Below are 25,739 nucleotides of genomic sequence, written 5' to 3' on the forward strand. Positions count from 1 at the left end.
GAACGGCCTCGTCCCCCTCAGAAGGCGTAGCGCACGCGGCACTCCGGCAGCTTCTCGGCGAGGAGGTCGGTGAGCTGGCGCACCCATCGACCCTTCCAGCCGGTGCGGTAGCGCACATTGGTCTGACCGCTCTGGCTGCGCTTGGTCTCCTGGATGTCGGGGCGCCACAGCAGCTCCTCGCCGCGCGGGTGCCAGCCGAGGTTGACCTCGTGCAGGCCCTCGTTGTGGGTGAGGAAGATGACCTCGGCCGCGAGCTGGGCCCGGGTGCGCGCGCTGGTGCCGTCGGCGACCTGCTCGAGCAGCTCGGCCCACTCCTCGAGCCAGGTCTCGTGGACGATCACCGGGCTGAGATTGAGGTGCACCTCGTAGCCCGCCTCGACGAAGTCGTCCATCGCCGCGATCCGGTCGGCGATCCTGGACGTGCGCACGTCGACGAGGCGGGAAGGGCCCTCCGGCATGAGGCTGAACCGGACCCGGGTGCCACCGCGCGGGTCCCAGCCCAGCAGGTCGCGGTTGACGAGCTTGGTCGCGAAGCTCGCCTTGGCGTGGGGGAGGCGGGCGTAGAGGTCGACCAGGTCGCGCACGTTGTCGGAGACGAGCGCGTCGGCCGAGCAGTCGCTGTTCTCGCCGATGTCGTAGACCCAGTCGACCGGGTCGCACTGGTTGGGCTCGGGCTTCACGCCCTGGCGTCCGGCGTGGCGCTCGAGGTAGCCCAGCACCGCCTCGATGTTGGCGAACACGGTGATGGGGTTGGCGAAGCCCTTGCGCCGCGGCACGTAGCAGTAGGAGCACGCCATCGCGCAGCCGTTGGCGGTCGACGGCGCGATCCAGTCGCTGGAGCGCTCGTTGCGGCGCGCGCTGAGCGACTTCTTCTCGCCGAGCACGAGCACCTCGCGCTTGTTGCGGACCCAGTCCTCGACGGCGCCCGCGTTGCCGTGCAGGCCGGGGATCGCCTGGTGGGAGAGCACCTGGATGCGCTCGGCGTCGGGGAAGCGCTCGAGCACCTGGCGGGCGCGCGGGAACCGCTCGATGTCGGGCTCGTGGTAGATCCGGCGGACGTCGAGCAGCCGGTCCGCGAGGTCGGCAGGCACACGGCGGTTCAGCTGCGGAGCACCTTCTCCATCGGGCGGCCCTTGGCCAGCTCGTCGACGAGCTTGTCGAGGTAGCGGATGCGGCGCATCAGCGGGTCCTCGACCTCCTGCACCTTCACGCCGCAGACCGACCCGGTGATCTGGTCCACCCGCGGGTTGAGGGTGGCGTCGGCGAAGAACGCCTCGAAGGTGGTGCCGCGGTCGAGGTGCTCGCGCAGCGCGGCCTCGTCGAAGCCGGTGAGCCACTCGATCACGCGGTCGACCTCGGCGGCCGTGCGCCCCTTGCGCTCCACCTTGGTGACGTAGTGCGGGTAGACCGACGCGACGCTCGTGCCGAAGATCCGGTGCATGGTCCGAGGATAGGTCGAGGCGGTGACAGTCAGCCCTTGTCGGGGTCGGCCGCCCGACCGAGGACCTCGGCCTCGCTGGCCACGGCCTTGACCGTGGCCGGGTCGACCAGCGGCTCGGTGCCGGGCTGGTAGAGGTCGGTCTCGATGGTGTCGGGGTTGTAGCCCTCGTCGGCGGCGGGGATGCCCGAGGGGGTGCGCAGGTCGTCGGTGGTCTCCACCCCGACGCCGTCGGCGACCTCGTCCTCGGTCAGGCCCAGCGCCGGCGCGAGGACGGCGGCCTGCTTCGAGGGTGCCTTCTTCGCGGGTGCCTTCTTGGCGGCTGCCTTCTTGGCGGGCGCCTTCGCGGCAGCGGCCTTCTTCGCCGGTGCCTTCGTGGCGGGTGCCTTCTTCGCGGCGGCCCTCTCAGCAGGTGCCTTCTCGGCGGACGCCATGGCCGGCGCCTCCGAGCTCACGTCGGAGGTGCCGCTCGAGGTGGCTGCAGAGGTCGGCTCCTCCGCGGTCAGGGTGTCCTGCGCGGGGCGCGGCGCCGGCACAGACGAGGCGCCGTGCTCGGCGACGGTGCCCGCGGCCCGCTCGACCGCCCACCCCACCACCCGTGCCGTCGTCCTCAGCCCGGCGGTCGCGACGCCGACGGACGCGCCGACCGTCGCTCCGGCGACTGCGCCGACGGTGCGTGCCGGGTGGGTGATGGCTGCGGTGACCTTGCCTAGCGGGTTCACGTGGGTTCCTCTCGTCAGGGCTTGCCTCCGACCGTACCCCCGTGCGCCCATCCCACTCCGTGGCGTGCGCCACGTCGCCGGGCCTCGCTCGTCCGGGTGGTGCGCACGCGTGACGGGACGCGGCGTGGGTACCGAGCGGCACGCGCACAGCGGGTGCGCCACCGAGAGGAGCAAGCCGATGGCCGACAACATGCACGTCCGATCCACGTCCACCGCAACGCGCGCGCCGGTGCAGGCCGCCGCCGCCGCGGTTGGTGCGGTCTTCCTGCTCGTGGGGGTCCTGGGCTTCATCCCGGGCATCACGACCGGCTACGACAGCCTCGAGGCCGCCGGCCACGAGTCCCACGCCAAGCTCCTGGGGATCTTCCAGGTGTCGGTGCTCCACAACATCGTCCACCTCCTGTTCGGGGCCGCCGGCCTGGCGCTCGCGCGCACCGCCTCGGGTGCCCGGACGTACCTCATCGGCGGCGGTGTGGTCTACCTGGTGCTGTGGCTCTACGGCCTGGTCATCGACAAGTCGTCGCAGGCCAACTTCGTGCCGCTCAACACCGCAGACGACTGGCTGCACTTCGTGCTGGGCCTGGGCATGATCGCCCTCGGCGTGGTGCTCGGCAAGCGCCCGGCGACGCGCTGATCCGCTGATCCCATGGCCACCGGGGACAGGCTCCACTTCATCGGCAACGCCACCACGGTCCTGACGCTGGGGTCCTTCACGCTGCTCACGGACCCCAACTTCATCCACCGTGGCCAGCGCGCCTACCTGGGGTGGGGCCTGTCCACGCGGCGCCTCGTCGATCCCGCGATCGAGCCCGAGGACCTGCCGGTGCTCGACGCCGTCGTGCTCTCGCACCTCCACGGCGACCACTTCGACCGCGTCGCCCGCCACCGGCTCGACCGCACCGCGCCCGTGCTGTCGACGCCCGAGGCCGCGCGACGCCTGTCGCGGTGGGGCTTCGAGACGCAGGACCTGAGGACCTGGCAGGCGCACTCGCTGGTCAAGGGCGGCGAGGAGCTGCGGGTCACCGCCGTCCCGGGCATCCACGCCCGCGGCCTGCTGGGGAAGATGCTGCCGTCGGTGATGGGCAGCATCCTCGAGCACGTCGTCGACGGCGACGTACGACGTCGCGTCTACCTCAGCGGCGACACGCTCACCGGGTCGCACGTCGACGAGATCGGCGCGCGCTTCCCCGACATCGACGCCGCCGTGGTCCACCTCGGAGGGACGCGCGTGCTGATGCGAACGGTCACCATGGACGCCCGGATGGGCGTCGACTTCGTCAACCGCTGCCGCCCCTCCGTCGTGGTGCCCGTCCACCACGACGACTACACCGTGTTCCGCTCGCCCCTCTCGGACTTCCTCGACCGGGCCCGCGCCGAGGGCCTCGCGGCGACGCTCCGCTGCCCCGGCCGGGGCGAGGTCGTCAGCCTCGACCCCACGGAGCCCGACACCGCCGCCTGAGGACGTGACCGGCGCGACCCGCCCCGTGCGCCGTCAGCCGGCCCGTCCGGGCAGGTCGACCGGCCGCCCCAGGAACGGGGCGACCATCTGTCGCATCCGGTCGCTCGGAGCCAGGCCGAGCTCGTCGGCGAGGAGGCGCCGGTAGCCGTCGTAGTGGCGCAGCGCCTCTGCCTGGTTGTCCTCCGCGAGGTGCACCTGGATCACCCGTCGGTGGGCGCTCTCGCGCAGGGGCTCCGAGCGCACCGCGCCCAGGCCGGCCGACAGCGCGTCGTGGTAGCGCCCGGCCCGGCACAGCAGGTCGGCGCCGCGCTCCAGCGCGTGCAGCCGGCGCTGGCGGAACGACTCCTGCTCGACCGCGAGCCAGGAGTCGTGCCACGTCGGAAGCAGGTCGTGGGTCAGCAGCGCGAGGTCGGGGAGGTCCTCGACCAGCGGGGCGACGGACCCGCACAGCAGCTGTGCCTGCGTCTCCGCCTCCCAGAGGTCGACCCAGAGGTCGGGGTGCACCCACACCTCCATCGCGTCGCCGAGGACGAGCGCGCGCCCCCGGTCGCGCGGCAGCCGCCACAGCACCGACCGCAGGGTCGAGGTGGCGCGCGCCGGGTCGGAGTCGGGCCGCATCGCCTCGGCGAGCGCGGTCCGCGAGACGCGACGCCCGCGGTGCACCACCGCCAGCAGGGCCAGGAGCCGGCGCGCGGTGGCGGGCACCGGGTGCGGTCGACCGTCGAGCTCGAGGGCGAACTCGCCCAGCAGGTGTAGCCGTGCCGCAAGAGCCATGTCGCCTCCCCAGGTCGCGTGGGCTCCCCAGTGCCCCCGACACGGGCGCTCAATGCGTCGTTGCGGTGACGCCGCGGTGACGGTTGCGGTGACGCCCGGGGCGCGGCCCGAGGGACGCCGAGGAGGCGCCCGGCGAGGCGCGACGGAGGCGCCGGGGGAGCGGTCGCCGTCACGCCGTCGGGACGGGCGTCCCCGAACGTGGAGGGGTCAGGAGCGAACGGCGCTCCCGCCACCGAGAGGAACGACATGTACCGGCACACGAAGGAGCTCCAGTGGAGCGCCAAGCCCGACCGTCCCGACGCGCTCTACGCGGCCAAGCTGCAGGAGGTCATCGGCGGCCAGTTCGGGGAGATGACCGTGATGATGCAGTACATGTGGCAGGGCTGGGCCTGTCGCACCCCGGGCAAGTACAAGGACATGATCCTCGACATCGGCACCGAGGAGATCGGCCACGTCGAGATGCTGACGACGCTCCTGGCCCGGCTCCTCGAGGGCGCGCCGGCCGAGACCCAGGCCGAGGCGGCGGCCGCCAACCCCGCACTGGCAGCCGTGCTCGGCGGGCAGAACCCGCAGCACGCGATCGTCAGCGGTGGCTTCGCGATGCCCACCAACAGCATGGGCGTGCCGTGGAACGCCGGCTACATCGTCGCCAGCGGCAACCTGCTCGCCGACTTCCGCCACAACGTCATGGCCGAGGCACAGGGCCGGCTGCAGGTCGCCCGCCTGATCGGGATGACCGACGACCCGGGCGTCAAGGAGACGCTGTCCTTCGCGCTGGCCCGGGACACCTTCCACCAGCAGCAGTGGCTCCTCGGCATCGAGCAGCTCATCGAGGACGGCCACACCGACGGGCTCGAGGACTCGCGCAAGGACGAGGAGGCGGCCGGACAGAACGACGTCTTCTACAGCTTCCACGAGGGCAGCACCGCCCACGAGGGTCGCTGGGCGCAGGGCTCCACGCTGGTCGGCGACGGTGAGATCCGCTTCGAGGAGGGCCGCGCGCTCCAGGACGACGTCCAGGAGCTCCCGGCGCCCGACCCGCTGCTGTTCGGCACCTACGACGGCTCGAAGGGTCCCGGCAAGCCGGGCACCGCGGGAGGCGCCTTCGTCCAGGGCGCGCAGAACCTGGTCAGCAAGGCCAAGGACAAGCTCACTCCCGGGGAGTGAGCGGCTGCCATGTCCTCCGCGCTGACCGAGCTGCTGCTCCGCCCGCTCGCCGACGCCTTCATGCAGGTCGGCGTCTTCGTCGCCCTCATGGTGGCGCCGTTCGGCTGGGCGCGCTGCCGGTGGGGCCACCGCCTCGATGCCGCCCTCGAGCGGCGTCGGGGCGCCGGCCCCCTGGTGGCGGCGGCGCTCACGATGCCGCCCGGGTGCGGCGGCGCCATCCTGGTGATGGCGGCGTACGGACGCGGCGCGGTGTCGTACGGCGCGGCGGTCGCAGCCCTGGTGGCGACCATGGGCGACGCGTCGTGGGTGCTGCTGGCCCACGACCCGTGGCTCACCGTGCAGCTCAAGGCGCTGCTGCTCGTCGTGGGCGCCTGCACCGGGTGGCTGGTCGACGCCGTGGGCATCAGCCCGCGACGCCGCGCGGTCGCGACGGTGCCGGCGCCCGCGCCGCAGCGCCCGCCGGTGCCGGTCACGCCGGCCCAGCCGGCGCTGCCACGACCCGCCTTCGCCCTCCACGAGGTGGGCGTGCTGCCGGTGCTGCTGTGGCTGGCGATCGGCGGAGGCGCGACCGTCAGCGTGCCGGTCACCTTCCAGCTCCTCGACCCCCAGACGCTCTACCTCGTGCTGGGCGTGCTCGGGGCGTCGATGGCCATCGTGGTGTTCGTGCGCGGCGGGTGCCGCCTCGCCGACGACGACGAGGCCAGTGCGGAGGAGACCTCGTTCGCCGCGGTGCTGCGGCACGGCGGCCACGAGGTCGCGTTCGTGACCGTCTGGGTGGCCGTGGCCTACGTCGCCTGGTCGCTGCTCACCCACGTCACGGGCTTCGACGGCTCGCAGCTGCCCGTGCTCGGGCTCGCCGGTGTCGTCGTCGGCGCCCTCATCGGCCTCGTGCCGGGGTGCGCCGTGCAGATCGTCTTCGCCGGCATGTTCGCTGCCGGCGGCATGCCGCTGGCCACCCTCGTGGCCAACACCATCAGCCAGGACGGCGACGCGCTCCTGCCGCTGCTGGCCCTCGAGCACCGCTCGGCGCTGGTGGCCACGGTGCTGACCACCATCCCGGCCCTCGTGGTCGGGCTCGGGTTCCTCGTCCTCACCTGACCTCGGACCCAGTCCCGACCTGTCCCGACCCGTCCCGACCTGTCCCCACCAGCCCGGAGGTATGCCATGTCCGCCCACCGACTCGCCCCCGCACCCCGCGTCGTGCCGCGCACGACCGGCAGCGAGCGGCTGCACCTCCTGCTCGCCGCCTGCTGCGCGCTGACGCTGATGCCGCTGGGCCTCACCATGGCGGTCGTGGTGCTCGCCGTGCTCGTCGCCCGGCGGCAGGCACGCCGCTCGCTGCAGCGGTCAGTCGCGGTGGGTCGAGGGATCCTCGCCCCGGCGCAGCAGCCCCGCGTGCTCCACACGGCCGGTCACCGCCGCCAGGCCGTCGCTCGCCCGTGACGCCTGCACGTGCAGGTGGGGGAACCGGCGAGCGCCGGACTCCAGCACGTCGCGGGAGCGGTCCAGCACCGTCAGCGGCAGCGCGGCCAGCGCGTTGCCGGGCGGTCGGCGCGAGACGACCGGGTGCGGCCGGGTCGGCGCCGTGCGCCGTACGGCCTCCCACGCCACGCCCAGCAGGCGGAGTCGGCGCACGCCGACGGCCTCCTGCAGGCGGGGGAGCAGCTCGTCCTCCTCGTCGCGGACGTCCTCGCGCAGCACGGTCGTCAGGCGGGCCAGCGCCTCGGCCCGCTCCGGGCTTCCGGACGGGAGGTCCTCGAGCGAGGTCCACAGCTCGTTGACCTCCTGGTGCTCCTGCTCCACCTGCAGCGTCAGGGCCTCGCCGTCGGGCAGGACGCGACGCGCCTCGGGCCACAGCACCGACTCCTCGGCGAACGCGTGCGGGAACACGAGGCGGGCGATGGCCTGCAGAGTGGTCTGCTCCTCCACGCCCGGGGCGCTGCGGTCGAGGCGGTGGAGCAGCCGGTCGAGCCGCTCGTGGTCGCGCTTCTGGCGGGTCAGGATGCTGAGCGGACCACCGAGGCTGTCGAGGTCCTGGTCGGCGAGCGAGGTCATGCGAGGTCGTACCCCGTCCGGCGCGTCGTCACGCGTCCGACGACGCCGGACCGGGCCGGCCGATGAGCAGGATCAGCGCCGGCGAAGGGCGCGGACCGCCCGCCACGCGCCGTACGTCCCCAGCGCCCACGGCGCGCCGTTGACCACGGGGTCGAGGACCTGGTGGCGCACGTCGACGCGACCCCTGCGCGAGCGCAGGCCGCCGTGCGTGAGCTCACCCTTGATCCCGGTCTGCGTGACCGGGTTGTCCGGTCGCAGGGTGGCGAACGACCGCACCACGTGCTCGGCGACGTCGACCCGGTCGGCGGCGATGAGCAGCAGCCAGTGGGCCGCCTTGCCCTCGCTGTGGCGCGCGTAGGCGTAGCGGCGGATCGGGGCGGCGAGGCCGCGCAGTGGCTGGGCCGTGCCGAAGACCGGCGGCAGCATCCCGTGCTCGATCGACATCTCCCGTCCGCCCGTGTCCGGCTGGCGCTCGGGGAAGTCCCAGTGGGCGCCCGTGCCCGCCGGGTCGAAGACCTCGCGGGGGAACGACGGGCGGTCGGCGGGGTCGAGGTCGGCGCCCCAGCCGGGGATGCGAGCACGGAGCTGGTCAGGGGTCTCGGCGACCGGTGGCTTGTCTGCGGTGTAGGGCATGGCGGACTCCTTCGTCAGTCGGCGGAGGGGACGATGAGTGGCTTGATGCAGCCGTCCAGCTTCGCGGAGAACACGTGGTAGGCCTCGGCGATGTCCTCGAGCGGGAAACGGTGAGTGACGATGTCGCTGGGCTTGAGGTAGCCATTGCGGATGTGCTCGAGCAGGCGCGGCCACTGCCGCTTCACGGGGGCCTGGTTCATCCGCAGGGTGAGGCCCTTGTTCATGGCGTCACCGAACTTGACCGAGGTGAAGATGGGCCCGTAGGCGCCCACCACGGAGACGGTGCCGCCCTTGCGCACGCCGTCGATCGCCCAGTTGAGCGCGACCGGTGACCCGCCCTGGAGCTTGAAGCGCGCGGAGGTCAGGTGCTGGGTCAGGTTGCCGTCGGCCTCCGCGCCGACCGCGTCGATGACGCGGTCGAACCCGAGGTGCTCGGTGAGCTTCTTCATGGTGACCACGACGTCATCGACCTCGGTGAAGTTCAGCACCTCGGCATGGGCGAAGGTGCGCGCCTTCTCGAGGCGCTCCTGGAGGTGGTCGATGACGACGACGCGGCCGGCACCCATCAGCCAGGCGCTGCGCGCGGCGTAGAGACCGACCGGCCCGGCGCCGAGCACGGCCACGGTGTCACCCTCGTGGATGTCGGCGATCTGGGCCCCGAAGTAGCCGGTGGACAGCGCGTCCGTCATCAGGAGCGCGTCCTCGTCCTCGAGCCAGTCGGGGATGACCGAGGGGCCGACGTCGGCGAACGGCACCCGGACGTACTCGGACTGGCCGCCGTCGTAGCCACCCGTGGTGTGGGAGTAGCCGTAGATGCCACCGACCGCCGTCGCGTTGGGATTGACGTTGTGGCAGTTGGAGAACAGTCCGCGGGCGCAGAAGAAGCACGAGCCGCAGTAGATGTTGAACGGGACCATCACGCGGTCGCCCACACTCAGGTTCTGCACCGACGAGCCGACCTCGTCCACGACTCCGATGAACTCGTGGCCGAACGTGTGGCCGACGCGGGTGTCGGGCATCATCCCGTGATAGAGGTGCAGGTCGGAGCCGCAGATGGCGGCCAGCTGGACGCGGACGATCGCGTCGTTGGGGTGCTCGATCACCGGTCGGGGCTTGTCCTCGACGCGGACGCGGTAGGGACCGCGGTAGACCATGGCGCGCATGGCGACTCCAAGGGTCGGGACGTCAGGTGGGAGACGTCTGCGTGGAGCGGAGTGGAGCGGGGGAGGTCAGCCGCGCCGGCCCGCCCGCAGGCGGGCCGGCGCAACCGTGGTGCTGGGCTGTGGTGCTGTGACCGGCCGTCGACCGGTCGGGCGTCAGGTCAGGACGAGGACGTCTGCGACTTGACCTCGTCGACGCCGGACTGGCCCTCGGACTTCACGCGTTGCGCGCTGTCCGTGGCGGTGTCCTTGACCTCCTGCACGGCCTCGGTGGCCGTGCCCTTGAGGTCCTGCGCGACGTCCTGCGCCATGGACTTCGCCTGGTCCACGACCGGCTGGCCGTGCTCCTTGGCGGCGTCGACCACGTGCCCGGCCGCGACGGCCTCCTTCTCGGAGGCGGGGATCAACGCGGCGACGATCATCCCGGCGCCGAAGGCGACCAGTCCCGCAGCCAGCGGAGATCCCTGCATCTTGTCCTGCGCGGTGCTGACGGTGTCCTGGGCAGTGCCCTTCACCGAGTCGACGGCCCCGAGGGCCGACTCCTTGGCGGACCCGGCGCCGCCGGACGCGGACGAGCGGGCGCTGTCAGCGGTGCCCATGACCTTCTCGCGGACGCCGAGGATGCGGCTGCGGGCCGCCTCCTTGCGTCGCTCCACGATGGCCGACGGGCTCACCCGGTCCTGCAAGGCGTCCACGTTGGCCGTCATCGACTGGCGCGTCTGGGCGATCTCGCTGCTCAGCTCTTCTGTGCTTTGACCCATTGTGCGTCCTCCTTGAGTGTCTGCTGCGTCTCCGGCAGCTGCGGGTTTGCGTTCTTGAGCTCCTTGCGGCCCTTGGCCGCGAGGACGGCGCCGACGATCGCCCACAGGAGCGTGACGATCAGGAAGGCCAGCTCGACCGGCATCCAGTTGTCGAGCAGGTAGGCGAGGGCGAACGAGCCCAGGATCAACGCCAGGAGCCCGGCGACGCCGGCGCCCCCGAGCATCCCGGCGCCCTTGCCCGCCTTGGTCGCCTCCTCCTTGAGCTCGGTGCGCGCCAGCTCGAGCTCCTTCTTCACCAGCGTGGTCAGGTCGGTGCTGATGTCGCCGACGATCTCGCCGAGGCTGCGCTCGTCGCCGCTCCCGCGCGGGGTGGCGTCGCCCACCGCGTGCGAGCCCGACGTCATCGGGTCCACAGGCGTCCCGACGATGGGGTCGAATCCCGAGGGCCCTGTCACGGCGTGTCCTGCGTGCGCTGGCCCGGGAGCCCGGACGAGGTGGAGTCGGTGCTGGCCGGGGTGGTCAGCGTCGGGTCGGCCACCGGGGTGTCGTAGCCCGTGGTGCCGGGGTTGTTCGTGCTCGACTCGGTGGCCAGCGGGTCGGTGCCCAGCGTGCCGGCGCCGGCGCCCGTGCCGTAGCCCGGGTCGTAGCTGGTGCCGGTGTCGTAGCCGCTGCTGTAGCCGGTGCCGGTGCCGGCGTACGACGTGCCGGTGCCGCCGGACTCCGCCAGCGAGGCCGCGGCGGCGCCGTCGGCGGTCGCGCGGAACATCCGCCCGGCGACCACGCCGGCGGCGAGCGCGCCCAGCAGGAACACGCCGGGGCGGCGACGGGCGAAGGAGCGGGCGTCGTCGAGCAGGTCGGCCGGCTCGCGGTTCTCCAGGTGGTCGCCCAGTGAGCGGACCCGGTCGGAGATCTCGCGCGCCACGTCGGCGGCCATGCCCTGCCCGGAGCCCTCGCCCTCGACCATCTTCTGCAGGTCGTCGCCGAAGGTGCGCAGGGTCTGCGACAGGTTGTCGCGCTGCGTGGTGGCCTGGTCGCTCAGCTGCGAGGTGACCTGCTGCTTGGCGTCACCCACCACGCTGCGGGCCTGCTGCGCGGCGGTGCCGGCGACGTTGCGGGCCTCCTCGGCGGCGGTGCCGGCGACGTGCTTGCCCTGGTCGGCCGCCGTGGAGGCCGCCTCCTTGGCCTTGCCGGTGGCTCCGCTGCTCTCGCCGCCGGTCGTGCTCGTGCCGGTCGTGCCGGTCTCGGTCGAGCCGGTGTCAGTCGTGCCGTAGCCGGTCGTGCCGGTGCCGGTCGTGCCGGTGCCGGTCGTGCCGATTGGGTCGCTTCCGTAGGTCGTCATGCGTCCTCCTCGTTGTGGATGGGGGTGGTGCCTGCGTCCGGGTCGGGGTCGGGGTCGCTGGCCGGCTCGGAGTCCGGGTCCAGCTGACCGGTGTCCGGCTCCTCACCGTCCGGGGTGGGCGGCTCGGCGTCCTGGTCGTCGGTGCGGGGGTGTTCGGTCATGGCACTCCGTACCCCGTCGTCCCGGATGCACTCCACCCCTGCGGGCGGTCTCCGTGACACCTTCGACCGGTCGGTCCCGGGGCGGTCGTGGATGGCGTTCCAGCTCCCGTGCCCCCACCCCTACCGGCGTATGCGCCTTCACCGCATCGGGCACTGTTGCGCCATGGCCGCCTTCCTGCAGCACGCCCCCGTGGCCCCTCCGCCGCACCGCTCGTACGACGACCTCACCGACGCCGAGGTCGAGGAGATCGGCCGGACGCTGGACGCCCTGCGCCAGGAGGTGCTCGCGAACCGAGGCGCGCGCGACGCGGCCTACATCCGGCGGGTGATCGCGACGCAGCGGTGCCTCGAGGTGGCCGGGCGGCTGGTCCTCCTCGGCAGCCGCAGCCGCCCCGCGTGGTGGGTCGGCACCGCGGCGCTGACGCTGTCCAAGGTGCTGGACAACATGGAGATCGGGCACAACGTGCTCCACGGCCAGTGGGACTGGATGCGCGACCCGCGGATCCACTCCTCGACGTGGGAGTGGGACCACGCCTCCGCGCCGGAGCAGTGGCGGCGCGCGCACAACGACCGGCACCACGTGAACACCAACGTGCTCGGCAAGGACAACGACCTCGGCTACGGCATCCTGCGCGTCGACGAGGCGCAGGAGTGGAGCCCGCGCCACCTCGCGCAGCCGCTGTGGAACTTCGTGAACGCCTGCATCTTCGAGTACGGCATCGCGATGTACGACCTGGACCTCGGTGAGTCGCTGCGCAGCGGGCGCGGGTTCACCGCTGAGCAGAAGGACGAGATGCGGGTGACCGCGCGCCGGGTCGCCCGCAACGCGCTGCGCGACTACGTCCTGCACCCCGCGCTCTCCGCGCCCACCGGCTCGGCCCGCACCACGCTGACCGCCAACCTCGTCGCCAACCTGGCCCGCAACGTGTGGAGCCACTCGGTGATCATGTGCGGCCACTTCCCCGAGGGGGTGGAGACCTTCGAGGTCGACGAGCTCGACGAGCACGAGACGCGCGGTCGGTGGTACGTCCGGCAGATGCTCGGGTCGGCGGACATCTCCGGGCCGTGGCTGCTGCACGTGCTCTGCGGCAACCTGTCGCACCAGATCGAGCACCACCTCTTCCCCGACCTGCCGAGCAACCGCTACCGCGAGGTCGCCGGGCCGGTGCGCGAGCTGTTCGAGCGCCACGGCCTCGCCTACCACAGCGCCCCGCTGCTGCGTCAGGTCGCCAGCGCCTGGCACAAGGTCCTGCGCCTGTCCGTGCCGTCGCGCGGACGCCACGTCGCGGCGAGCGCCTGAGCGGTGCATGTGCGAGTGCTCGGCGGGGCACCTGTCGGGCATGACGGGGGCGCTCTCCCACGGTGCGGAGCCACGACAGGACGGGGGTCACGCGCGGGTGCCCGCGTGGGTGCCCGGCGGTGACCTCACGGTCGGCGTCGAGGAGGAGCTGATGCTCGTCGACGACGCCGGCGAGCTGCTCGGAGCGGCCGGGCCCGCGGTCGTGGCGACCCTGCAGCGGACCACTCCCGACGGCGTGGTGACCGGCGAGGTCTACGTCGACCAGGTCGAGCTCAACACCCCGGTGTGCACGGGCGCCGAAGGAGTCGCCGCCTCGCTGCGCACGCTGCGCGGGTCCGTGTCCGCGCGGGGCGTCCGCGCGCTGGCGGCGGGCGTGCACCCGACGGCGCCGCTGGGCGGCGCGGTCCTCGCCTCGTCCCCGCGCTACGACCGCATCCGCGAGGAGTACGCCGGCCTCCTCCGCACGCCCACGGCGGCGCTGCAGGTCCACGTCGGCTTCCCGGACGAGCAGACGGCGATGCGGGCCTACCGCGGCCTGCGCCATGCCGTGCCGCTCCTGCGCGCCCTCGCGGCCGGGTCGCCGTACTGGCACGGCGTGGACTCCGGCCTCGCCTCGACGAGGTCGGCCATCCTCCGGTCCTACCCCCGCACGACCGTCCCGCCCCTGCTGCGCTCCTGGGAGCAGTACGTCACCCGGACGGAGACGGTGCTCGACGCCGCCGAGGCCACCGACCACACCTACGTCTGGTGGGACCTGAGGCCGAGGCCCCGGCTCGGGACCCTCGAGGTGCGGATGATGGACGCGGTGCCGTCCCTCGCGCTGGTGGCCGGACTGACCGCGCTGGTGCAGGGCATCGCCCGCTGCGCGCTCGAGTCGCCGGCTCTCGCGGACCTGCCCGACGACGTGCTCGCGGTGAACGACCACCGGGTCGCCCGCCACGGCCTCGAGACCACGGTCGTCGACCTCGACCGGACGCACCGGCCGCTGCGCGAGGTCGCCCGACGGACCCTGGCCGACGCGCGGGTGGCGCTGGCCGTGGACGGGCTCGAGGGCCCGCTCGAGGCGGTCGAGGCGATGCTCGCCGGCCCGGCCGAGCCCGTGCGGCAACGTGGCCTCGTGGCGAGCGGCGGCATGCCGGCGCTGCTCGACGACCTGGTGGCCCGCACCGGCGACCTGGACGGCTGAGCGCGTGTACGCCGACCACCTGGTGCAGCCGTGGTACGACCGCGTGCTCGAGGAGCTGCCCGAGGGACCGGTGCTGGACGTGCACACGCACATCGGTGACCGGGACTCGGTCTCCGCGACGGTCGAGGAGCTCCTGACCGCGGTGGACGCGGCCCGTGCCCGCGCCCTCGTGTTCCCGCTCTCGGAGCCCGACGGCTACCGCGCCGCCAACGCCGCCTGCCTCGACGCCGCGCTGGGCAGCGACGGCCGGCTCACGGCGCTGGCCCGGGTGGTTCCCGACGAGGTGGACGGGCTCGAGGCCCTGCTGGACGCCGGCGCACGCGGCATCAAGCTGCACCTGTCCAGCGACGAGCTCGACCTGGCCGACCCGCTGCTCGAGCCGGTCTTCGCGATCGCGGACGAGCGACGGCTCCCCGTGGTGGTGCACGCCGGTCCCGAGGTGGACTCGGTGCGGGGGACCGTCCTGGAGACCTGCACGCGGCGCCCGGGCCTGCGGATGGTGCTGGCCCACTGCGCGATGTCGGACCTCGGCCGCCTGCACCGGCACGTGGGCGACGTGCCCAACCTCTTCTTCGACACGTCCTGGTGGACCCCGGCGCACCTCATGGCGCTCTTCCGGCTGGTGCCGCCCGGCCGCGTGCTGGCCGCCAGCGACCTGCCCTACAGCACCCCGGTGTCGTGGCTGATGGCGACGGCGCGCTGCGCGTGGCAGGCGGGGCTGGACCGTGACCACGTCGCGTCGGTGCTCGGCGGCCAGGCGACCCGGCTGCTCGAGGGGCGGGAGCCGCTCGACCTGGGTGGGCCACCGGAGCGGGAGGCCCGGGCGGTGGGGCCGTTCCTCGAGGTCGCCTCGACCAACCTGCTGGCCGCGCTGGAGGCGATGCAGCGGGGCCTCTACCCCGAGGTGCCGCTCACCGTGGCCCGGCACGCGTGCGACGTACCGTCGGACGACCCGGACGCACCGGTTCTCGCCTCCGTGCTCCGTCTGCTCGACCTCTACGAGGAGCACCGCGAGCGACTGCAGCGTCGCAACGGGTTCACCCCCGGGTGGGACCTGCTGTCGGCGGCGTCTGTGGTGGCGCGGACGCCGGCGGCGCCCCTGCCCTGATCCGGTCTCCCGGCTCCCGCAGCAGCCACCAGGCCGCGAGCCAGGCCGCTGCACCCGCGACGACCTCCAGGTGCAGCTCGGCGAGCGCGAGCGCGACCAGGGTCGTCACCGCCGCCGAGCCGAGCGCCTCTCCGGGCATGCCGGTCTCAGCGTCCGCTCGGTGCGTCGGCCGACGCCGTGCTGCCGGCGGCGTCGCTGGCAGCGCCGGTCACCGCGGCGCGGCGGCGGGCGTCGAGGGCGGAGGAGCGGCGCGAGAGCCGGTGGTCGAGCAGCGCGGCCGCGTCGGCGTTGCGACCGGCCATCGCCAGCACGTGCACCAGCGTGTCCTCGACGACCTCGCGCTGCGCCTTGCTCCCGCCCAGCGGGTCCATCGTGGTCACCACATCGGCGAGCGTCGCCGCAGCGGCGTCCCAGCGCTCCTCGACGACCGACACGAGGCCGGTGCACAGCGGGGCGACGACGTCGCGGAAGACGCGGTCCTCGTGCTGGGCGGCCTGTGCGGACAGCCGGGTCAGGGCGGCTGCGTCGCCATCGGCCGCCAGCAGCACGGCGCCGTGCATCGCGGCGAACGGCGTCGGGGGAGTGCGCAGCCACTCGGCCGGCGCCTTGGCCCGGACCTCGCGCACCGGCAGGTCGTCGGTCCAGGCGCCGGTCACCCGGCCGCGCCACAGGAGCGAGCCGCTGTCGACGACGACACGGCTGCCGCTGACCACCGCGGGGTCGAGCTCGCGGCGGAACCGGCGTCGCACCGCCTCGACGTCGTCCTGCATGAGCTCGTGGAGCGCGGCGTGCCAGGAGAAGTGCGAGCGGTGGTTGGCCTCCGGCCCGCGGGTGCGGATCCACTCGTCGAGCCAGGCCAGTCCGGCGGCGTGGTCGCCCGTCTCGTAGAAGACGTGGGCCCGGGCGTGGACGGCGTGCCCGGAGGCGGGCTCCACCGAGAGGGCGTAGGACGACAGGTCCTCGGCCTCGGCCCAGCGCTCCTGGTCCTGGCGGACGAAGGCGAGCTGGCCGGCGTACCACCAGTCGTCGCCGTAGGAGCGGCCCAGCGACTCCACGAGCTCCGCGGTCTGGGTGCCGCTGGTGAGGCCGCCGAAGGCGACGGTCGGCACCGCCACGCTGACGGCGAGGGCGTCGCGCGGGAAGAGCCGGACGTGGCGCAGGAGGGCCGCGGCGCCGGTGGCCTCGTCGGTGCGGAGCCGGGTGGTGACGGCGTCGAGGAAGCTGCTCTCGCGGTCGTCGAGGTGGCGCTCGGCCGCGGCGCGGTGCGCGGCGCGGAGCGAGGCCTGCCAGTGCGTGGTGGCGCCCCACTCGTGGCCGAGCAGCGCCAGCGCGGCGTGCGCCTGCACGAACCCCTCGTCGGCGGCGACGGCCTGCGCCAACCCCTCCTCGACGCCGCCCTGGAGCCGCAGCAGGCGGCCGAGCGCCGCGTTGTAGCGGGCGGCCGCGCGGCGGTTGGTCGAGAGCGTGAGGCCGTAGGGGTCGACCGGGCGGCGCCGCGACTCGCCGTGCAGCGAGCGACCGACGACGCGCGCGACGTCGTAGGCCTGCTCGCGGATCTCGGGCATCGCGGTCGACTCCCAGAGGTTGCCCCGGCGCAGCGAGCCGACGGCCAGGAACGGCCGGGTCTCGGGCAGGGTGCCGACGATGCGGCCGTCGTCGGCGGTGTCGATGCCCAGGCCGGCCGGGCCGGGACGGACCAGGCCGCTGTGCGCGAGTCGGGCGAGGAGCGGGTCGGCGGCGATCGAGCCGACCGGGCCGGTGCAGTTGACGACCGCTGCGACGCTGAGCTCGGTGCCGTCGTCGAGCGTCACGTGGAGGGCGTCGTCGTCGGCGCGCACGGCCGCGATCGTCCCGCGGTGCCGCACCAGCCGACCCCCGGCCGCGACCGCGTCCAGGCGGCGGGCGGTGGCGGGCGCCATCCGGTGGCGGTGCACGTCCCAGGTGCGGGCGTCCTCGGCGATGAACCGGCGCTTGTCGGCCTCCGACAGCCCGCGCCACAGCTGGGCGGTGACGGGTCGCAGGCCGTCGACGGCCGCGCGCCAGTCGCCGGTGCTCTCCACGGTGCTCGCGACGTGCGCCGCCAGCGTGGAGCGGAGCGCGTCGAGGCCCTGGGTGCGGGTGATGCCCGGCGGCGGCGGGACCGGGGGAGTGGTGGGCAGCACGTGCGGGTGCGGCACCGCGTCGGAGCGGGACACGACGTGGAGCGTGCGGCCGGGCCGGTCGGCGCTGATCGCGAGGTCGACCATCGTCAGCCCCGAGCCGAGCAGCAGGACGTCGCCCTCCTCGGGGATCGGCTGCGTCCACGGGTCGGCGACGAGCCGTGGGTCGACCGCCAGCTCCGGCGGCGCCCAGCCGGTGCCGGGGCGGCTGCTGGTCGCCAGCACCACCGCGCGCGCCTCGAGGCGCTCGCCGTCGGAGAGCTCGACGACGAAGCCGGTGCCGGACCCCTCGACGTCGACGACCTCGGCGCGACGGCGTACGAGGCGGGCGTTGCCGGGGAACTCCGCGGCGGTGGTCAGCAGGCTCTCGACGTAGCGGCCGAACACGGCGCGCGGCGCGAACTCGTGCGGCTGGAAGTCCGGGTCGTGGTGGTTGCGCAGCCAGCGCAGGAAGTGCTCCGGGTCGCGGGGGAACGCGCTCATGCCGGAGGCCGGGACGTTGAGCAGGTGGCGGTCGTCGGTGGTGGAGTAGGCCTGCCCGCGCCCGGTCGTCGCGACCGGGTCGACCAGCTCGACGCGGAACCGCGAGGACAGCGCCGTGACGAGGTGGGTGGCGACCAGCGTCCCGCCGGCGCCCGCACCGACCACCACGACTCGACAGTCGCCCTCGTTCGACCCCATGGCGCGCTCCTTTGTCCAGTGAATTGGTTGACTAAAGGTAGCAAGGAGGTGCGGGCCGAGGCGACTCGGGGCGCACGACGGCGGGTCGCGGCTCAGGCGGTGCCCCGCATCACCACCCGGGGGAAGCCGGCCGACGTGGCCCCGGTCGGCGCGGCGAGCCTGAATCCGGCGTCCTCGAACAGCTTGCGCGTGCCGACGTAGGCCATCGTGAGGTCGACCCTGGCGCCCTGGTTGTCGACGGGGTAGCCCTCCACCACGGGCGCGCCCTGCTGCCGGGCGTAGGCGACCGCACCAACGAGCAGGACGTGGGAGATCCCACGCCCGCGGTGCCCGGGGCGGACCCGGATGCACCACACCGACCAGGCGTCCTGGTCGTCGACGTGCGGGATCTTCGTGGACCGGGCGAAGGGCAGCTCGCTGCGCGGCGCGACGGCCGCCCAGCCCACCACCTCGTCGCCGTCGTAGGCGAGCACGCCCGGCTTGGTGCGCCGGCGGGTCAGCGCCTCGACGTAGGCCCCGCGCGCCGGTCCGGCCAGCTCACGGTTGTCCTTGGCGGGGATGCGGTGGCTCAGGCACCAGCAGACGCTCGACGTGGGGTTCTTCGGGCCGACCATGGTGCGGACGTCGTCGAACCGCGCGTGCGTGGCGGGGTGGACGGTGAACCCGTCGGTGCGCAGCAGCGGCGTCGCGGCCATGGGGCCACGCTAGCGGCGGGTGGGGGTGTCGGTCGTCGGGTCGCCGGTCGCCTGGGACACGTGTCCGAGATGTTGCCCCGGCACGGGCACTCCGGGGGCCGTTGCCCGGACACGTGTCCGAGATGTCGCCCCGCACCCGGCACTCCGGGGCCGTTGCCCGGACACGTGTCCGAGATGTTGCCAGGCACCCGGCGCTCCGAGGGCTGTTTCCCGGACACGTGTCGAGAGGCCCGGCGTCAGCCCTGCGCCGGCCAGAGCGAGTGGTAGGCGTTGATCGCGGGCTGCCCGCCGAGGTGGGCGTAGAGCACGTGCGAGTCGCGGGGGATCTCCCCGCCGGCGACGAGGTCGATCAGGCCGGCGAGCGACTTCCCCTCGTAGACCGGGTCGGTGATCATCGCCTCCAGCTGCGCGCCGAGGGCCATCGCCTCCATGGTCGAGTCGACCGGGAGGCCGTAGAGCTCGCCCGCCCAGCCCTCGAGGACCGTGATCTCGTCGTCGCGCAGGTCGCGGCCGAGCTCGATCAGCTCGGCGGTGCTGCGGGCGATGCGGGCGACCTGGTCGCGGGTCTTGTCGAGGGTGGCGCTGGCGTCGATGCCGATCACCCGACGGCGTACGCCGGTGAGGTCCTCGAGTGCCGCGAAGCCGGCGATCATGCCGGCGTGCGTCGAGCCGGTGACGGTGCAGACGACGATGGTGTCGAAGGTGACGCCGAGCGATTTCTCCTGCTCGGCCACCTCGAAGGCCCAGCTGGCGAAGCCGAGACCGCCGAGGCGGTGCTCGCTGGCGCCGGCCGGGATGGCGTACGGCGTGCCGCCGGCCTCCTCGACCTCGCGGATCGCGTCCTTCCACGAGTCGCGGATGCCGATGTCGAAGCCGTGCGGGTCGAGGCGGGAGTCGGCGCCCATCATCCGGCTCAGCAGGATGTTGCCGACCTGGGTGTTGGTCGGGTCGTCCCACGGCACCCACTTCTCCTGGACGAGGCGGCACTTGAGACCGAGGTGAGCCGCGACGGCGGCTACCTGGCGGGTGTGGTTGGACTGGAAGCCGCCGATGGACACGAGCGTGTCGGCACCGCTGGCGAGGACGTCGGGGACGATGTACTCCAGCTTGCGGATCTTGTTGCCGCCGTAGGCCAGCCCGCTGTTGACGTCCTCCCGCTTGGCCCACACCTGCGCACCGCCGCCCCGCGCCGCGAGGTGGGCGCTGAGCCGCTCGAGGTGGTGGACGGGGGAGGGGCCGAAGGTCAGCGGGTGGCGGGGGAACTGGTCGAGGATCACGGGGTCTCCTGGCTGGGCTGGTCGGGCACGGGCTGGTCGGGGTCGGGGATGAGCTCGGCGAGGGTGTGCCACGTCCGGAACGAGACCTCGGCCGCGGCGTCTGCGTCGCCGGCCGCGCAGGCCTCGACGAGCCGGTCGTGCAATGCCACCGACTCCTCGCCGGCGTGGCTGGCGAAGCGGCGCCGCTCGAGGCGACGCACGACCGGGCCGAACTGGTCGAGGACCGTGGCCACCGCGCGGTTGCCGGAGGCGGTGACCGGCACGGCGTGGAAGTCGTCGTCGGCGCGGAGCGCGGCCGCGGTGTCGCTCCCACGGAGCGCCGCGGCGAAGCGGGCGTTGGCGTCGCGCATGAGCTCGAGGTCCTCGGCCGTCAGGCGCTCGACCGCCTCGGCGACGGCGAGCCGGTGCATCGCCGCGACGACGGAGTGGGCGGCGCGCACCTCGTCGAGGTCGATCCGGGCGACGACGGTCGAGCGTCCGGGCGCGGCCCGCACCAGGCCGGTCTCGCCCAGCCGGAGCAGCGCCTCGCGGACCGGCGTACGGCTCACGCCGAGCCAGGCGGCGAGCTCGGTGTCACGCACGACCTCGCCGGGGGCGAGCGTGCCGTCCACGATCGCGTCGCGCACCCGGTCGTGGACGGTGTCGCGCAGCAGGGAGGTCCGGATGGGGGCAGCGGACGGCGGGACAGGCATGCAATATATTGCACATCGCGCGGCGCGAGGTGTCAAGGGACACGTGGTGGCGCGGCGGTCCCGTGGGTACCTCTGCAGCATGCCCCTCTACCGCGATGCCTTCCGCGAGCTGGCCGCGCTGCGCTCGGCGCCCGCCTTCCACCCCGACGGGGTGCTCTACGAGGGCCGGGCCGAGGTGCGCGGACCCGGACCACTGCCCCTCGGCGAGGTCGACTGCCTCGTCCGGCTCTCCAAGGGGATCGGGACGCTGCGCGGGGTCCCCGACCTCCTCGGCATCGCCGTGCGGCTCCTCCACGAGCCGCCCGTCGACTTCCTGTGCACGACGGGTCCCGGCAGCACCGGCTGGCGGCGCTTCGTGCTGCGCCCGAGCCGCCGGTGGGCGAGGTCGACCCTCACCTCGCTCATGTACTGGCGCGCCCCCCACGTCGAGCGCCTCCACGTGCTGGTCGACGTGCCGGACACGCGGCTCGACTCGCCCGACCCGGACGTCCTGATCGGCAGGCTGCCCGTGCGGCTCGGCCTGCGCGTCGTCGGGCGGGACGGTGACGTCCAGGTCGGCACCATCGAGGTGACCCGCCGCTCGGAGCTCGACCGGCCGGCCTTCGACCCGGTCCTCCACCCGCCCGCCGGCTGGCGGCTCGGCCCGGCGTGGCTGGCGAGCCTGCGGGAGCGGGCGTACGTCGGCAGCCGGGCCGGGCAGGGGATCGACGCGACCACCGGCCGGGACGTCCGGCTGGAGCAGTTGCGCTGACACCGTGCTCACCGTCGTCATCGCGCTCGCCGCGAACACCACGCTGGCCGTCCTCAAGAGCCTCGTCGCGGCGGTGACCGGCTCGGCGTCGATGGTCGCCGAGGCCGCCCACTCGTGGGCCGACGCCGGCAACGAGGTCTTCCTCGTCGTGGCCGAGCGGAGGTCGGCGCGGGAGGCCGACCGCGCGCACCCGCTCGGGCACGGGCGCGAGGCCTACGTGTGGTCGATGATCGCCGCCTTCGGCCTCTTCGCGGTCGGCGCCGCGGTGTCGGTGATCCACGGCATCCAGTCGCTGGACGCGGAGGAGCAGGAGGCGGACTACCTGTGGGCCTACCTCGTCCTCGGGGTGGCGCTGGTGCTGGAGGGGATCTCCTTCCTCCAGGCCCGCCGCGAGGTGCGCCGCGGCGCGCGGGACGCCGACCTGAGCCGGGCGACCTTCCTGGACCGGACGTCGAACCCGACCCTGCGCGCCGTCTTCTTCGAGGACGCGGCCGCGCTGACCGGCATCCTCATCGCCGCCGCCGGCCTCGCGCTGCACCAGGCGACCGGCCAGCCCGTGTGGGACGCCATCGGCTCCATCCTCGTCGGCCTCCTGCTGGGGTGGATCGCCATCTACCTGCTGCGCCGCAACATGGCCTTCCTCGTCGGCCAGGTCGCGGACCCGCGGGCCCACGCCGCGGTCCTCGAGTGGCTGCGCGCGCGGCCCGAGGTGCAGTCGGTCAGCACGCTGCACCTGGAGTACGTCGGCCCGGACCGGTTGTTCCTCGTCGGCTCCGTCGACCTGGCCGGCGACGACCGCGAGAGCGAGGCCGCCGAGGAGCTGCAGCGGCTGGAGGACCAGCTCGAGCAACGCCCCGAGGTCGCCCGGGCCGTGCTGTCCCTCGCCGCGCCGGGTCGCCCGCCGAGCCTCCTCGGGAACAACGAGGGTGGTTGAGCGTTGAACCAGTCATGAAGAAGATCGGGTTCCTGAACTTCGGCCACTGGACCGACTCGCCGCAGTCCGCGGTGCGCTCGGCCTCCGACACGCTCCTGCAGTCGATCGACCTCGCGGTCGCGGCCGAGGAGCTCGGCGCGGACGGCGCGTACTTCCGCGTCCACCACTTCGCGCGCCAGCTCGCCTCGCCGTTCCCGCTGCTCGCCGCGGTCGGCGCTCGTACGAGCCGGATCGAGATCGGCACCGGCGTGATCGACATGCGCTACGAGAACCCGCTCTACATGGCCGAGGACGCCGGCTCGGCCGACCTCATCTCGGGCGGCCGGCTCCAGCTCGGCATCAGCCGGGGATCACCGGAGCAGGTCATCGACGGCTGGCGCTACTTCGGCTACCAGCCCGCCGAGGGCGAGGACCAGGCCGACATGGCGCGCCGACACACCGAGGTCTTCCTGCAGGTGCTCGAGGGCAGGGGCTTCGCCGAGCCCAACCCGCGGCCGATGTTCCCCAACCCGCCCGGCCTGCTGCGTCCCGAGCCCCACTCGCCGGGCCTCCGCGACCGCATCTGGTGGGGGGCGGCGTCCGACGCGACGGCCCGGTGGACCGCTGAGAAGGGCATGCACCTGATGAGCTCGACCCTCAAGGCCGACGAGACCGGCGAGCCGTTCCACGTCCAGCAGCGCAAGCAGATCGAGGTCTTCCGCGACGCCTGGCGCGAGGCCGGCCACGAGGGCGAGCCGCGCGTGTCGGTGAGCCGCTCGATCATGCCGATCACCACCGACCTCGACCGGATGTACTTCGGCCACGAGGGCCGCAGCTCCGACCAGTTCGGCCAGATCGAGGCTGACCTGCGTGCGGTCTTCGGCAAGACCTACGCCGCGGAGCCGGACATCCTGGTGAAGGAGCTCGCCGACGACGAGGCGGTCGCGGCGGCCGACACGCTGCTGCTCACGGTGCCCAACCAGCTCGGCGTCGACTACAACGCCCACCTGCTCGAGACGGTGCTCACGGACGTGGCGCCGGACCTCGGCTGGCGCTGAGCCCCGCAGTCCTCAGGGGGCGGCCGCCCGCAGCTTCTCGAGCAGCGGGCCGGCCGCCTCGTCGAGGAACCGGTCCTGGCCCTCGTCGCCGACCTGCACGAGCGCGATGTCGGTGAAGCCGGCCTCCCAGTAGGCCGAGACCGCCTCCACGACCTTGTCGAGGTCGGGGCCGCAGGGGATCGACTCCGCGACGTCCTCCGGGCGGACGAACTGCGTCGCCCCGGCGAACCCGGCCGGGGTGGGGAGGTCGGCGTTCACCTTCCAGCCGCCGGCGAACCAGCGGAACTGCTCGTGCGCCCGGGCGATCGCGGCCTCCTCGTCGGGGTCCCAGCAGATGGGGATCTGCCCGACGGCCCGCGCGTCCTTGCCGATGCGCGGCGCGCCGTCGACGTCGTTCCAGTTCTGGATGATCTCCGCGTCCGGCTCGGTCGCGACGAGGTGGTCCGCGAGCGGGGCGAACCGCTCGATCGCGCGGGCCCCGGCGACGGCGACGCCGATCTCGACGCCCTCCTCGGGCAGGTCCCAGATGCGGGCGGAGTCGACCTGGAAGAAGTCGCCGCGGTGGTCGACGAGCTCGCCGGTGTGCAGCGACCGGATCACCTCGATCGCCTCGGCCAGCAGGTCCTGGCGCTCGGCGATGGCCGGCCAGCCCTCGCCGACGACGTGCTCGTTGAGGTTCTCGCCGCTGCCCAGGCCCAGCGTGAAGCGTCCCTCGGCGAGGATCTGCAGCGTCGCGGACTTCTGGGCCACGACAGCGGGGTGGTAGCGCAGCGTCGGGCAGGTCACGTAGGTCATCAGGCCCACGCGCTCGGTCGCCTGCGCGACGGCCCCGAGGGTCGTCCAGGCGTACGGCGCGTGGCCCTGCTCGGTCAGCCACGGCGAGAAGTGGTCGCTCGACACCTCGAAGTCGAAGCCCACCCGCTCGGCGGCGACGGCGTAGCCCACCAGCTCCCGGGGTCCGCTCTGCTCGGTCATCAGGGTGTAGCCGAAACGCGTCATGTGACGACCGTAGCCAGCCCGGCCGGGACCGCCCACCACCCACTCAGGTGAGCCCTCGTCAGGTGCCCGGTGCTTGTGTGGAGGCACACCCACGAGGAGGACCACGATGAGCGCATCACCCAACGAGGACAAGACCGACCAGGACGGCAACGAGGGCCAGGTCTCCGAGACCGCGTCGGAGTTCGGGGAGCAGATCAGCTCGGGTGACTCCGTGGCGGGCCAGCCCGACCCGCACCCCGGCGAGGTCGACGAGGGCGCCCAGGGACCCAACGCGATCCCGGACGACCCGACCGGCGAGCACCCGCACAAGCCGTGACCCGCGTGCGGTAGGACTGTCGGCATGAGCAGACCGGTCATCGTCGTCGTCGGGGCCGGCCCGGGCGTCAGCGGGTCGGTGGCCCGGCGCTTCGCCGACGCCGGTCACGACGTGGGCCTGCTGGGCCAGGACCAGGAGGTCCTGGACCAGCTGGTCCCCGACCTCGAGGCACGGGGCGCCGCCGTCGGCCACGCCGCCGTCGACGTCACTGACGACCGGGCCGCGCGCGACGCCGTACGCCGCATGGGCGAGCACACGGGCCGGATCGACGTCCTGCACTTCAACCCCAGCGCCTACCGGGAGAAGGACCCGCTGACCCTGACGGTCCCCGAGCTGCTCGAGGACGTCGCGCTCGGGGTCGGCGCACTGCTGACGGTCGTGCAGGCGGCACGGCCCCACATGTCCGCCGGCGCGCGGATCAGCGTCACCGGCAGCATGGCCGCGGACCAGCCGTGGGAGGGAGCGGCCTCGCTCGGGGTCCAGAAGGCCGGCGTCCGCAACCTCGTGCACAGCCTCGACAAGGCGCTGTGCGGGGACGGCATCCGCGCCGTGTCGGTGACCGTGTGCGGCACGCTCGCCCGCGAGGGCGCGTTCACCCCGGACCGAGTCGCCGAGGCGCTGTGGGCGGCCGTCACGACCGACGAGTCCGAGTGGCGCAGCGAGGTGCGCTACACCGGCTGATCCCGGTGACGCCTCAGCGCTTGCGACCCCAGGCGAGGTAGGCGATCGGGCCGAGCGGCTGCACCGACAGCGCGGGCCCCCACAGGAGCTTGGGGCCGCGGACCAGGTCGGCGGGTCGCTCCTTGAGGTCGCGTGCGCACCAGGCGGTGACGGCGACCTCGACGATCCCCGCGACGACCACGATGTTCTTCTGCATGGGCGTCATGTCGCCCCAGGACTTCTTCGCCATGGCGGCACCGTAGCGCGATCGCCTC

At 73.6% G+C, this 25,739-nt stretch carries 30 protein-coding genes; 13 read left to right on the top strand and 17 right to left on the bottom strand.

What is annotated here, in order from left to right; translation table 11 throughout:
• Window positions 1-17: 17 nt before the first annotated feature.
• From HN031_RS13405 to HN031_RS21080, 3 genes are read right to left on the bottom strand one after another with little or no spacing between them, the layout of a single operon-like run.
• Window positions 18-1,091, bottom strand: coding sequence for a spore photoproduct lyase family protein (locus HN031_RS13405; protein WP_367650761.1), 1,074 nt, complete (start codon window positions 1,089-1,091; stop codon window positions 18-20).
• A gap of 8 nt (window positions 1,092-1,099) precedes the next feature.
• On the bottom strand, window positions 1,100-1,441 hold the full coding sequence (locus HN031_RS13410; protein WP_172270608.1) for a DUF2200 domain-containing protein: 342 nt from the start codon (window positions 1,439-1,441) through the stop codon (window positions 1,100-1,102).
• Between the two features lie 29 nt (window positions 1,442-1,470).
• The gene (locus HN031_RS21080; RefSeq protein ID WP_216652132.1) at window positions 1,471-2,160 is read right to left on the bottom strand and encodes a hypothetical protein; all 690 of its coding nucleotides are present in this window, start codon (window positions 2,158-2,160) and stop codon (window positions 1,471-1,473) included.
• A gap of 178 nt (window positions 2,161-2,338) precedes the next feature.
• Between HN031_RS21080 and HN031_RS13420 the strand changes: the two genes are divergently transcribed.
• Both HN031_RS13420 and HN031_RS13425 read left to right on the top strand, forming a co-directional pair.
• Window positions 2,339-2,794, top strand: coding sequence for a DUF4383 domain-containing protein (locus tag HN031_RS13420; RefSeq protein ID WP_172270610.1), 456 nt, complete (start codon window positions 2,339-2,341; stop codon window positions 2,792-2,794).
• Window positions 2,795-2,806: 12 nt separating this feature from the next.
• On the top strand, window positions 2,807-3,619 hold the full coding sequence (locus tag HN031_RS13425) for an MBL fold metallo-hydrolase (protein ID WP_172270612.1): 813 nt from the start codon (window positions 2,807-2,809) through the stop codon (window positions 3,617-3,619).
• A 33-nt stretch (window positions 3,620-3,652) separates the two neighbouring features.
• On the opposite strand, the gene HN031_RS13430 is transcribed toward HN031_RS13425, so the two are convergent.
• On the bottom strand, window positions 3,653-4,393 hold the full coding sequence (locus HN031_RS13430) for a BTAD domain-containing putative transcriptional regulator (protein WP_172270614.1): 741 nt from the start codon (window positions 4,391-4,393) through the stop codon (window positions 3,653-3,655).
• Window positions 4,394-4,639: 246 nt separating this feature from the next.
• Here HN031_RS13430 and HN031_RS13435 point away from each other — a divergent pair, with 246 nt between their 5' ends.
• From HN031_RS13435 to HN031_RS13445, 3 genes are all read left to right on the top strand, one after another.
• Complete coding sequence (locus HN031_RS13435) at window positions 4,640-5,560, top strand: manganese catalase family protein (protein ID WP_172270616.1); 921 nt, start codon at window positions 4,640-4,642, stop codon at window positions 5,558-5,560.
• A 9-nt stretch (window positions 5,561-5,569) separates the two neighbouring features.
• Complete coding sequence (locus HN031_RS13440; RefSeq protein ID WP_172270618.1) at window positions 5,570-6,658, top strand: putative manganese transporter; 1,089 nt, start codon at window positions 5,570-5,572, stop codon at window positions 6,656-6,658.
• A 66-nt stretch (window positions 6,659-6,724) separates the two neighbouring features.
• Window positions 6,725-7,003 carry a hypothetical protein gene (locus HN031_RS13445; RefSeq protein ID WP_172270620.1) on the top strand — a complete coding sequence of 93 codons (279 nt, stop codon included), beginning with the start codon at window positions 6,725-6,727 and terminating at the stop codon, window positions 7,001-7,003.
• On the opposite strand, the gene HN031_RS13450 is transcribed toward HN031_RS13445, so the two are convergent.
• The 7 genes from HN031_RS13450 to HN031_RS13480 form a co-directional block, all read right to left on the bottom strand.
• Entirely contained in the window at window positions 6,908-7,615 is a 708-nt protein-coding gene (locus tag HN031_RS13450) for a hemerythrin domain-containing protein (RefSeq protein ID WP_172270622.1), read from the bottom strand. The two genes, HN031_RS13445 and HN031_RS13450, sit on opposite strands and share 96 nt — an antisense overlap.
• Window positions 7,616-7,687: 72 nt before the next feature.
• A complete protein-coding gene (locus tag HN031_RS13455; protein ID WP_172270624.1) occupies window positions 7,688-8,248 on the bottom strand; it encodes a hypothetical protein in 561 nt (186 codons plus the stop codon).
• Between the two features lie 14 nt (window positions 8,249-8,262).
• A complete protein-coding gene (locus tag HN031_RS13460; RefSeq protein WP_172270626.1) occupies window positions 8,263-9,411 on the bottom strand; it encodes a zinc-dependent alcohol dehydrogenase in 1,149 nt (382 codons plus the stop codon).
• Between the two features lie 158 nt (window positions 9,412-9,569).
• Window positions 9,570-10,169, bottom strand: a complete 600-nt coding sequence (locus tag HN031_RS13465; RefSeq protein ID WP_172270628.1) for a DUF3618 domain-containing protein — start codon at window positions 10,167-10,169, stop codon at window positions 9,570-9,572.
• Window positions 10,145-10,624 carry a phage holin family protein gene (locus HN031_RS13470; RefSeq protein WP_216652133.1) on the bottom strand — a complete coding sequence of 160 codons (480 nt, stop codon included), beginning with the start codon at window positions 10,622-10,624 and terminating at the stop codon, window positions 10,145-10,147. The genes HN031_RS13465 and HN031_RS13470 overlap by 25 nt, the downstream gene beginning before the upstream one ends.
• A complete protein-coding gene (locus tag HN031_RS13475; protein ID WP_172270630.1) occupies window positions 10,621-11,508 on the bottom strand; it encodes a hypothetical protein in 888 nt (295 codons plus the stop codon). Before HN031_RS13475 ends, HN031_RS13470 begins: the two co-directional genes overlap by 4 nt.
• Window positions 11,505-11,669 (bottom strand): hypothetical protein, encoded by a 165-nt coding sequence (locus HN031_RS13480; protein WP_172270632.1) that lies wholly within the window; start codon window positions 11,667-11,669, stop codon window positions 11,505-11,507. The genes HN031_RS13475 and HN031_RS13480 overlap by 4 nt, the downstream gene beginning before the upstream one ends.
• A gap of 163 nt (window positions 11,670-11,832) precedes the next feature.
• Here HN031_RS13480 and HN031_RS13485 point away from each other — a divergent pair, with 163 nt between their 5' ends.
• From HN031_RS13485 to HN031_RS13495, 3 genes are all read left to right on the top strand, one after another.
• The gene (locus HN031_RS13485; protein ID WP_172270634.1) at window positions 11,833-12,969 is read left to right on the top strand and encodes an acyl-CoA desaturase; all 1,137 of its coding nucleotides are present in this window, start codon (window positions 11,833-11,835) and stop codon (window positions 12,967-12,969) included.
• Between the two features lie 97 nt (window positions 12,970-13,066).
• Window positions 13,067-14,155 carry a YbdK family carboxylate-amine ligase gene (locus HN031_RS13490; protein WP_172270636.1) on the top strand — a complete coding sequence of 363 codons (1,089 nt, stop codon included), beginning with the start codon at window positions 13,067-13,069 and terminating at the stop codon, window positions 14,153-14,155.
• 4 nt (window positions 14,156-14,159) lie between these two features.
• Window positions 14,160-15,263 (top strand): amidohydrolase family protein, encoded by a 1,104-nt coding sequence (locus HN031_RS13495; RefSeq protein WP_172270638.1) that lies wholly within the window; start codon window positions 14,160-14,162, stop codon window positions 15,261-15,263.
• 146 nt (window positions 15,264-15,409) lie between these two features.
• On the opposite strand, the gene HN031_RS13500 is transcribed toward HN031_RS13495, so the two are convergent.
• The 4 genes from HN031_RS13500 to HN031_RS13515 all read right to left on the bottom strand — a co-directional run bounded on the left by HN031_RS13500 (window position 15,410) and on the right by HN031_RS13515 (window position 20,767).
• Window positions 15,410-18,103: an FAD/NAD(P)-binding protein gene (locus HN031_RS13500; protein ID WP_172270640.1), complete on the bottom strand. Its 2,694-nt coding sequence runs from the start codon at window positions 18,101-18,103 to the stop codon at window positions 15,410-15,412.
• 92 nt (window positions 18,104-18,195) lie between these two features.
• Window positions 18,196-18,798 carry a GNAT family N-acetyltransferase gene (locus HN031_RS13505; protein WP_172270642.1) on the bottom strand — a complete coding sequence of 201 codons (603 nt, stop codon included), beginning with the start codon at window positions 18,796-18,798 and terminating at the stop codon, window positions 18,196-18,198.
• A gap of 236 nt (window positions 18,799-19,034) precedes the next feature.
• Window positions 19,035-20,075 carry a 1-aminocyclopropane-1-carboxylate deaminase gene (locus HN031_RS13510; protein ID WP_172270644.1) on the bottom strand — a complete coding sequence of 347 codons (1,041 nt, stop codon included), beginning with the start codon at window positions 20,073-20,075 and terminating at the stop codon, window positions 19,035-19,037.
• Window positions 20,072-20,767: a GntR family transcriptional regulator gene (locus tag HN031_RS13515; protein WP_172270646.1), complete on the bottom strand. Its 696-nt coding sequence runs from the start codon at window positions 20,765-20,767 to the stop codon at window positions 20,072-20,074. The genes HN031_RS13510 and HN031_RS13515 overlap by 4 nt, the downstream gene beginning before the upstream one ends.
• A gap of 79 nt (window positions 20,768-20,846) precedes the next feature.
• On the opposite strand from HN031_RS13515, the gene HN031_RS13520 reads away from it, so the two are divergent.
• Genes HN031_RS13520 through HN031_RS13530 form a run of 3 tightly spaced genes read left to right on the top strand, consistent with a single transcriptional unit; the run spans window position 20,847 to window position 23,489 of the window.
• Window positions 20,847-21,518, top strand: coding sequence for a phosphodiesterase (locus HN031_RS13520; RefSeq protein ID WP_172270648.1), 672 nt, complete (start codon window positions 20,847-20,849; stop codon window positions 21,516-21,518).
• 4 nt (window positions 21,519-21,522) lie between these two features.
• Window positions 21,523-22,452, top strand: coding sequence for a cation diffusion facilitator family transporter (locus HN031_RS13525; protein WP_172270650.1), 930 nt, complete (start codon window positions 21,523-21,525; stop codon window positions 22,450-22,452).
• A 14-nt stretch (window positions 22,453-22,466) separates the two neighbouring features.
• The gene (locus HN031_RS13530; RefSeq protein WP_172270652.1) at window positions 22,467-23,489 is read left to right on the top strand and encodes an LLM class flavin-dependent oxidoreductase; all 1,023 of its coding nucleotides are present in this window, start codon (window positions 22,467-22,469) and stop codon (window positions 23,487-23,489) included.
• Between the two features lie 12 nt (window positions 23,490-23,501).
• Here HN031_RS13530 and HN031_RS13535 read toward each other — a convergent pair whose 3' ends face one another.
• Window positions 23,502-24,488, bottom strand: coding sequence for an LLM class F420-dependent oxidoreductase (locus HN031_RS13535; RefSeq protein ID WP_172270654.1), 987 nt, complete (start codon window positions 24,486-24,488; stop codon window positions 23,502-23,504).
• Window positions 24,489-24,594: 106 nt separating this feature from the next.
• On the opposite strand from HN031_RS13535, the gene HN031_RS13540 reads away from it, so the two are divergent.
• The gene (locus HN031_RS13540) at window positions 24,595-24,804 is read left to right on the top strand and encodes a hypothetical protein (protein ID WP_172270656.1); all 210 of its coding nucleotides are present in this window, start codon (window positions 24,595-24,597) and stop codon (window positions 24,802-24,804) included.
• A 24-nt stretch (window positions 24,805-24,828) separates the two neighbouring features.
• Window positions 24,829-25,485 (top strand): SDR family oxidoreductase, encoded by a 657-nt coding sequence (locus HN031_RS13545; RefSeq protein WP_172270658.1) that lies wholly within the window; start codon window positions 24,829-24,831, stop codon window positions 25,483-25,485.
• Window positions 25,486-25,498: 13 nt separating this feature from the next.
• On the opposite strand, the gene HN031_RS13550 is transcribed toward HN031_RS13545, so the two are convergent.
• Complete coding sequence (locus tag HN031_RS13550) at window positions 25,499-25,714, bottom strand: hypothetical protein (RefSeq protein ID WP_172270660.1); 216 nt, start codon at window positions 25,712-25,714, stop codon at window positions 25,499-25,501.
• Window positions 25,715-25,739: the final 25 nt, after the last annotated feature.

The sequence above is a fragment of the Nocardioides sp. zg-1308 genome (assembly GCF_013155375.1).
Lineage (GTDB): Bacteria > Actinomycetota > Actinomycetes > Propionibacteriales > Nocardioidaceae > Nocardioides > Nocardioides renjunii.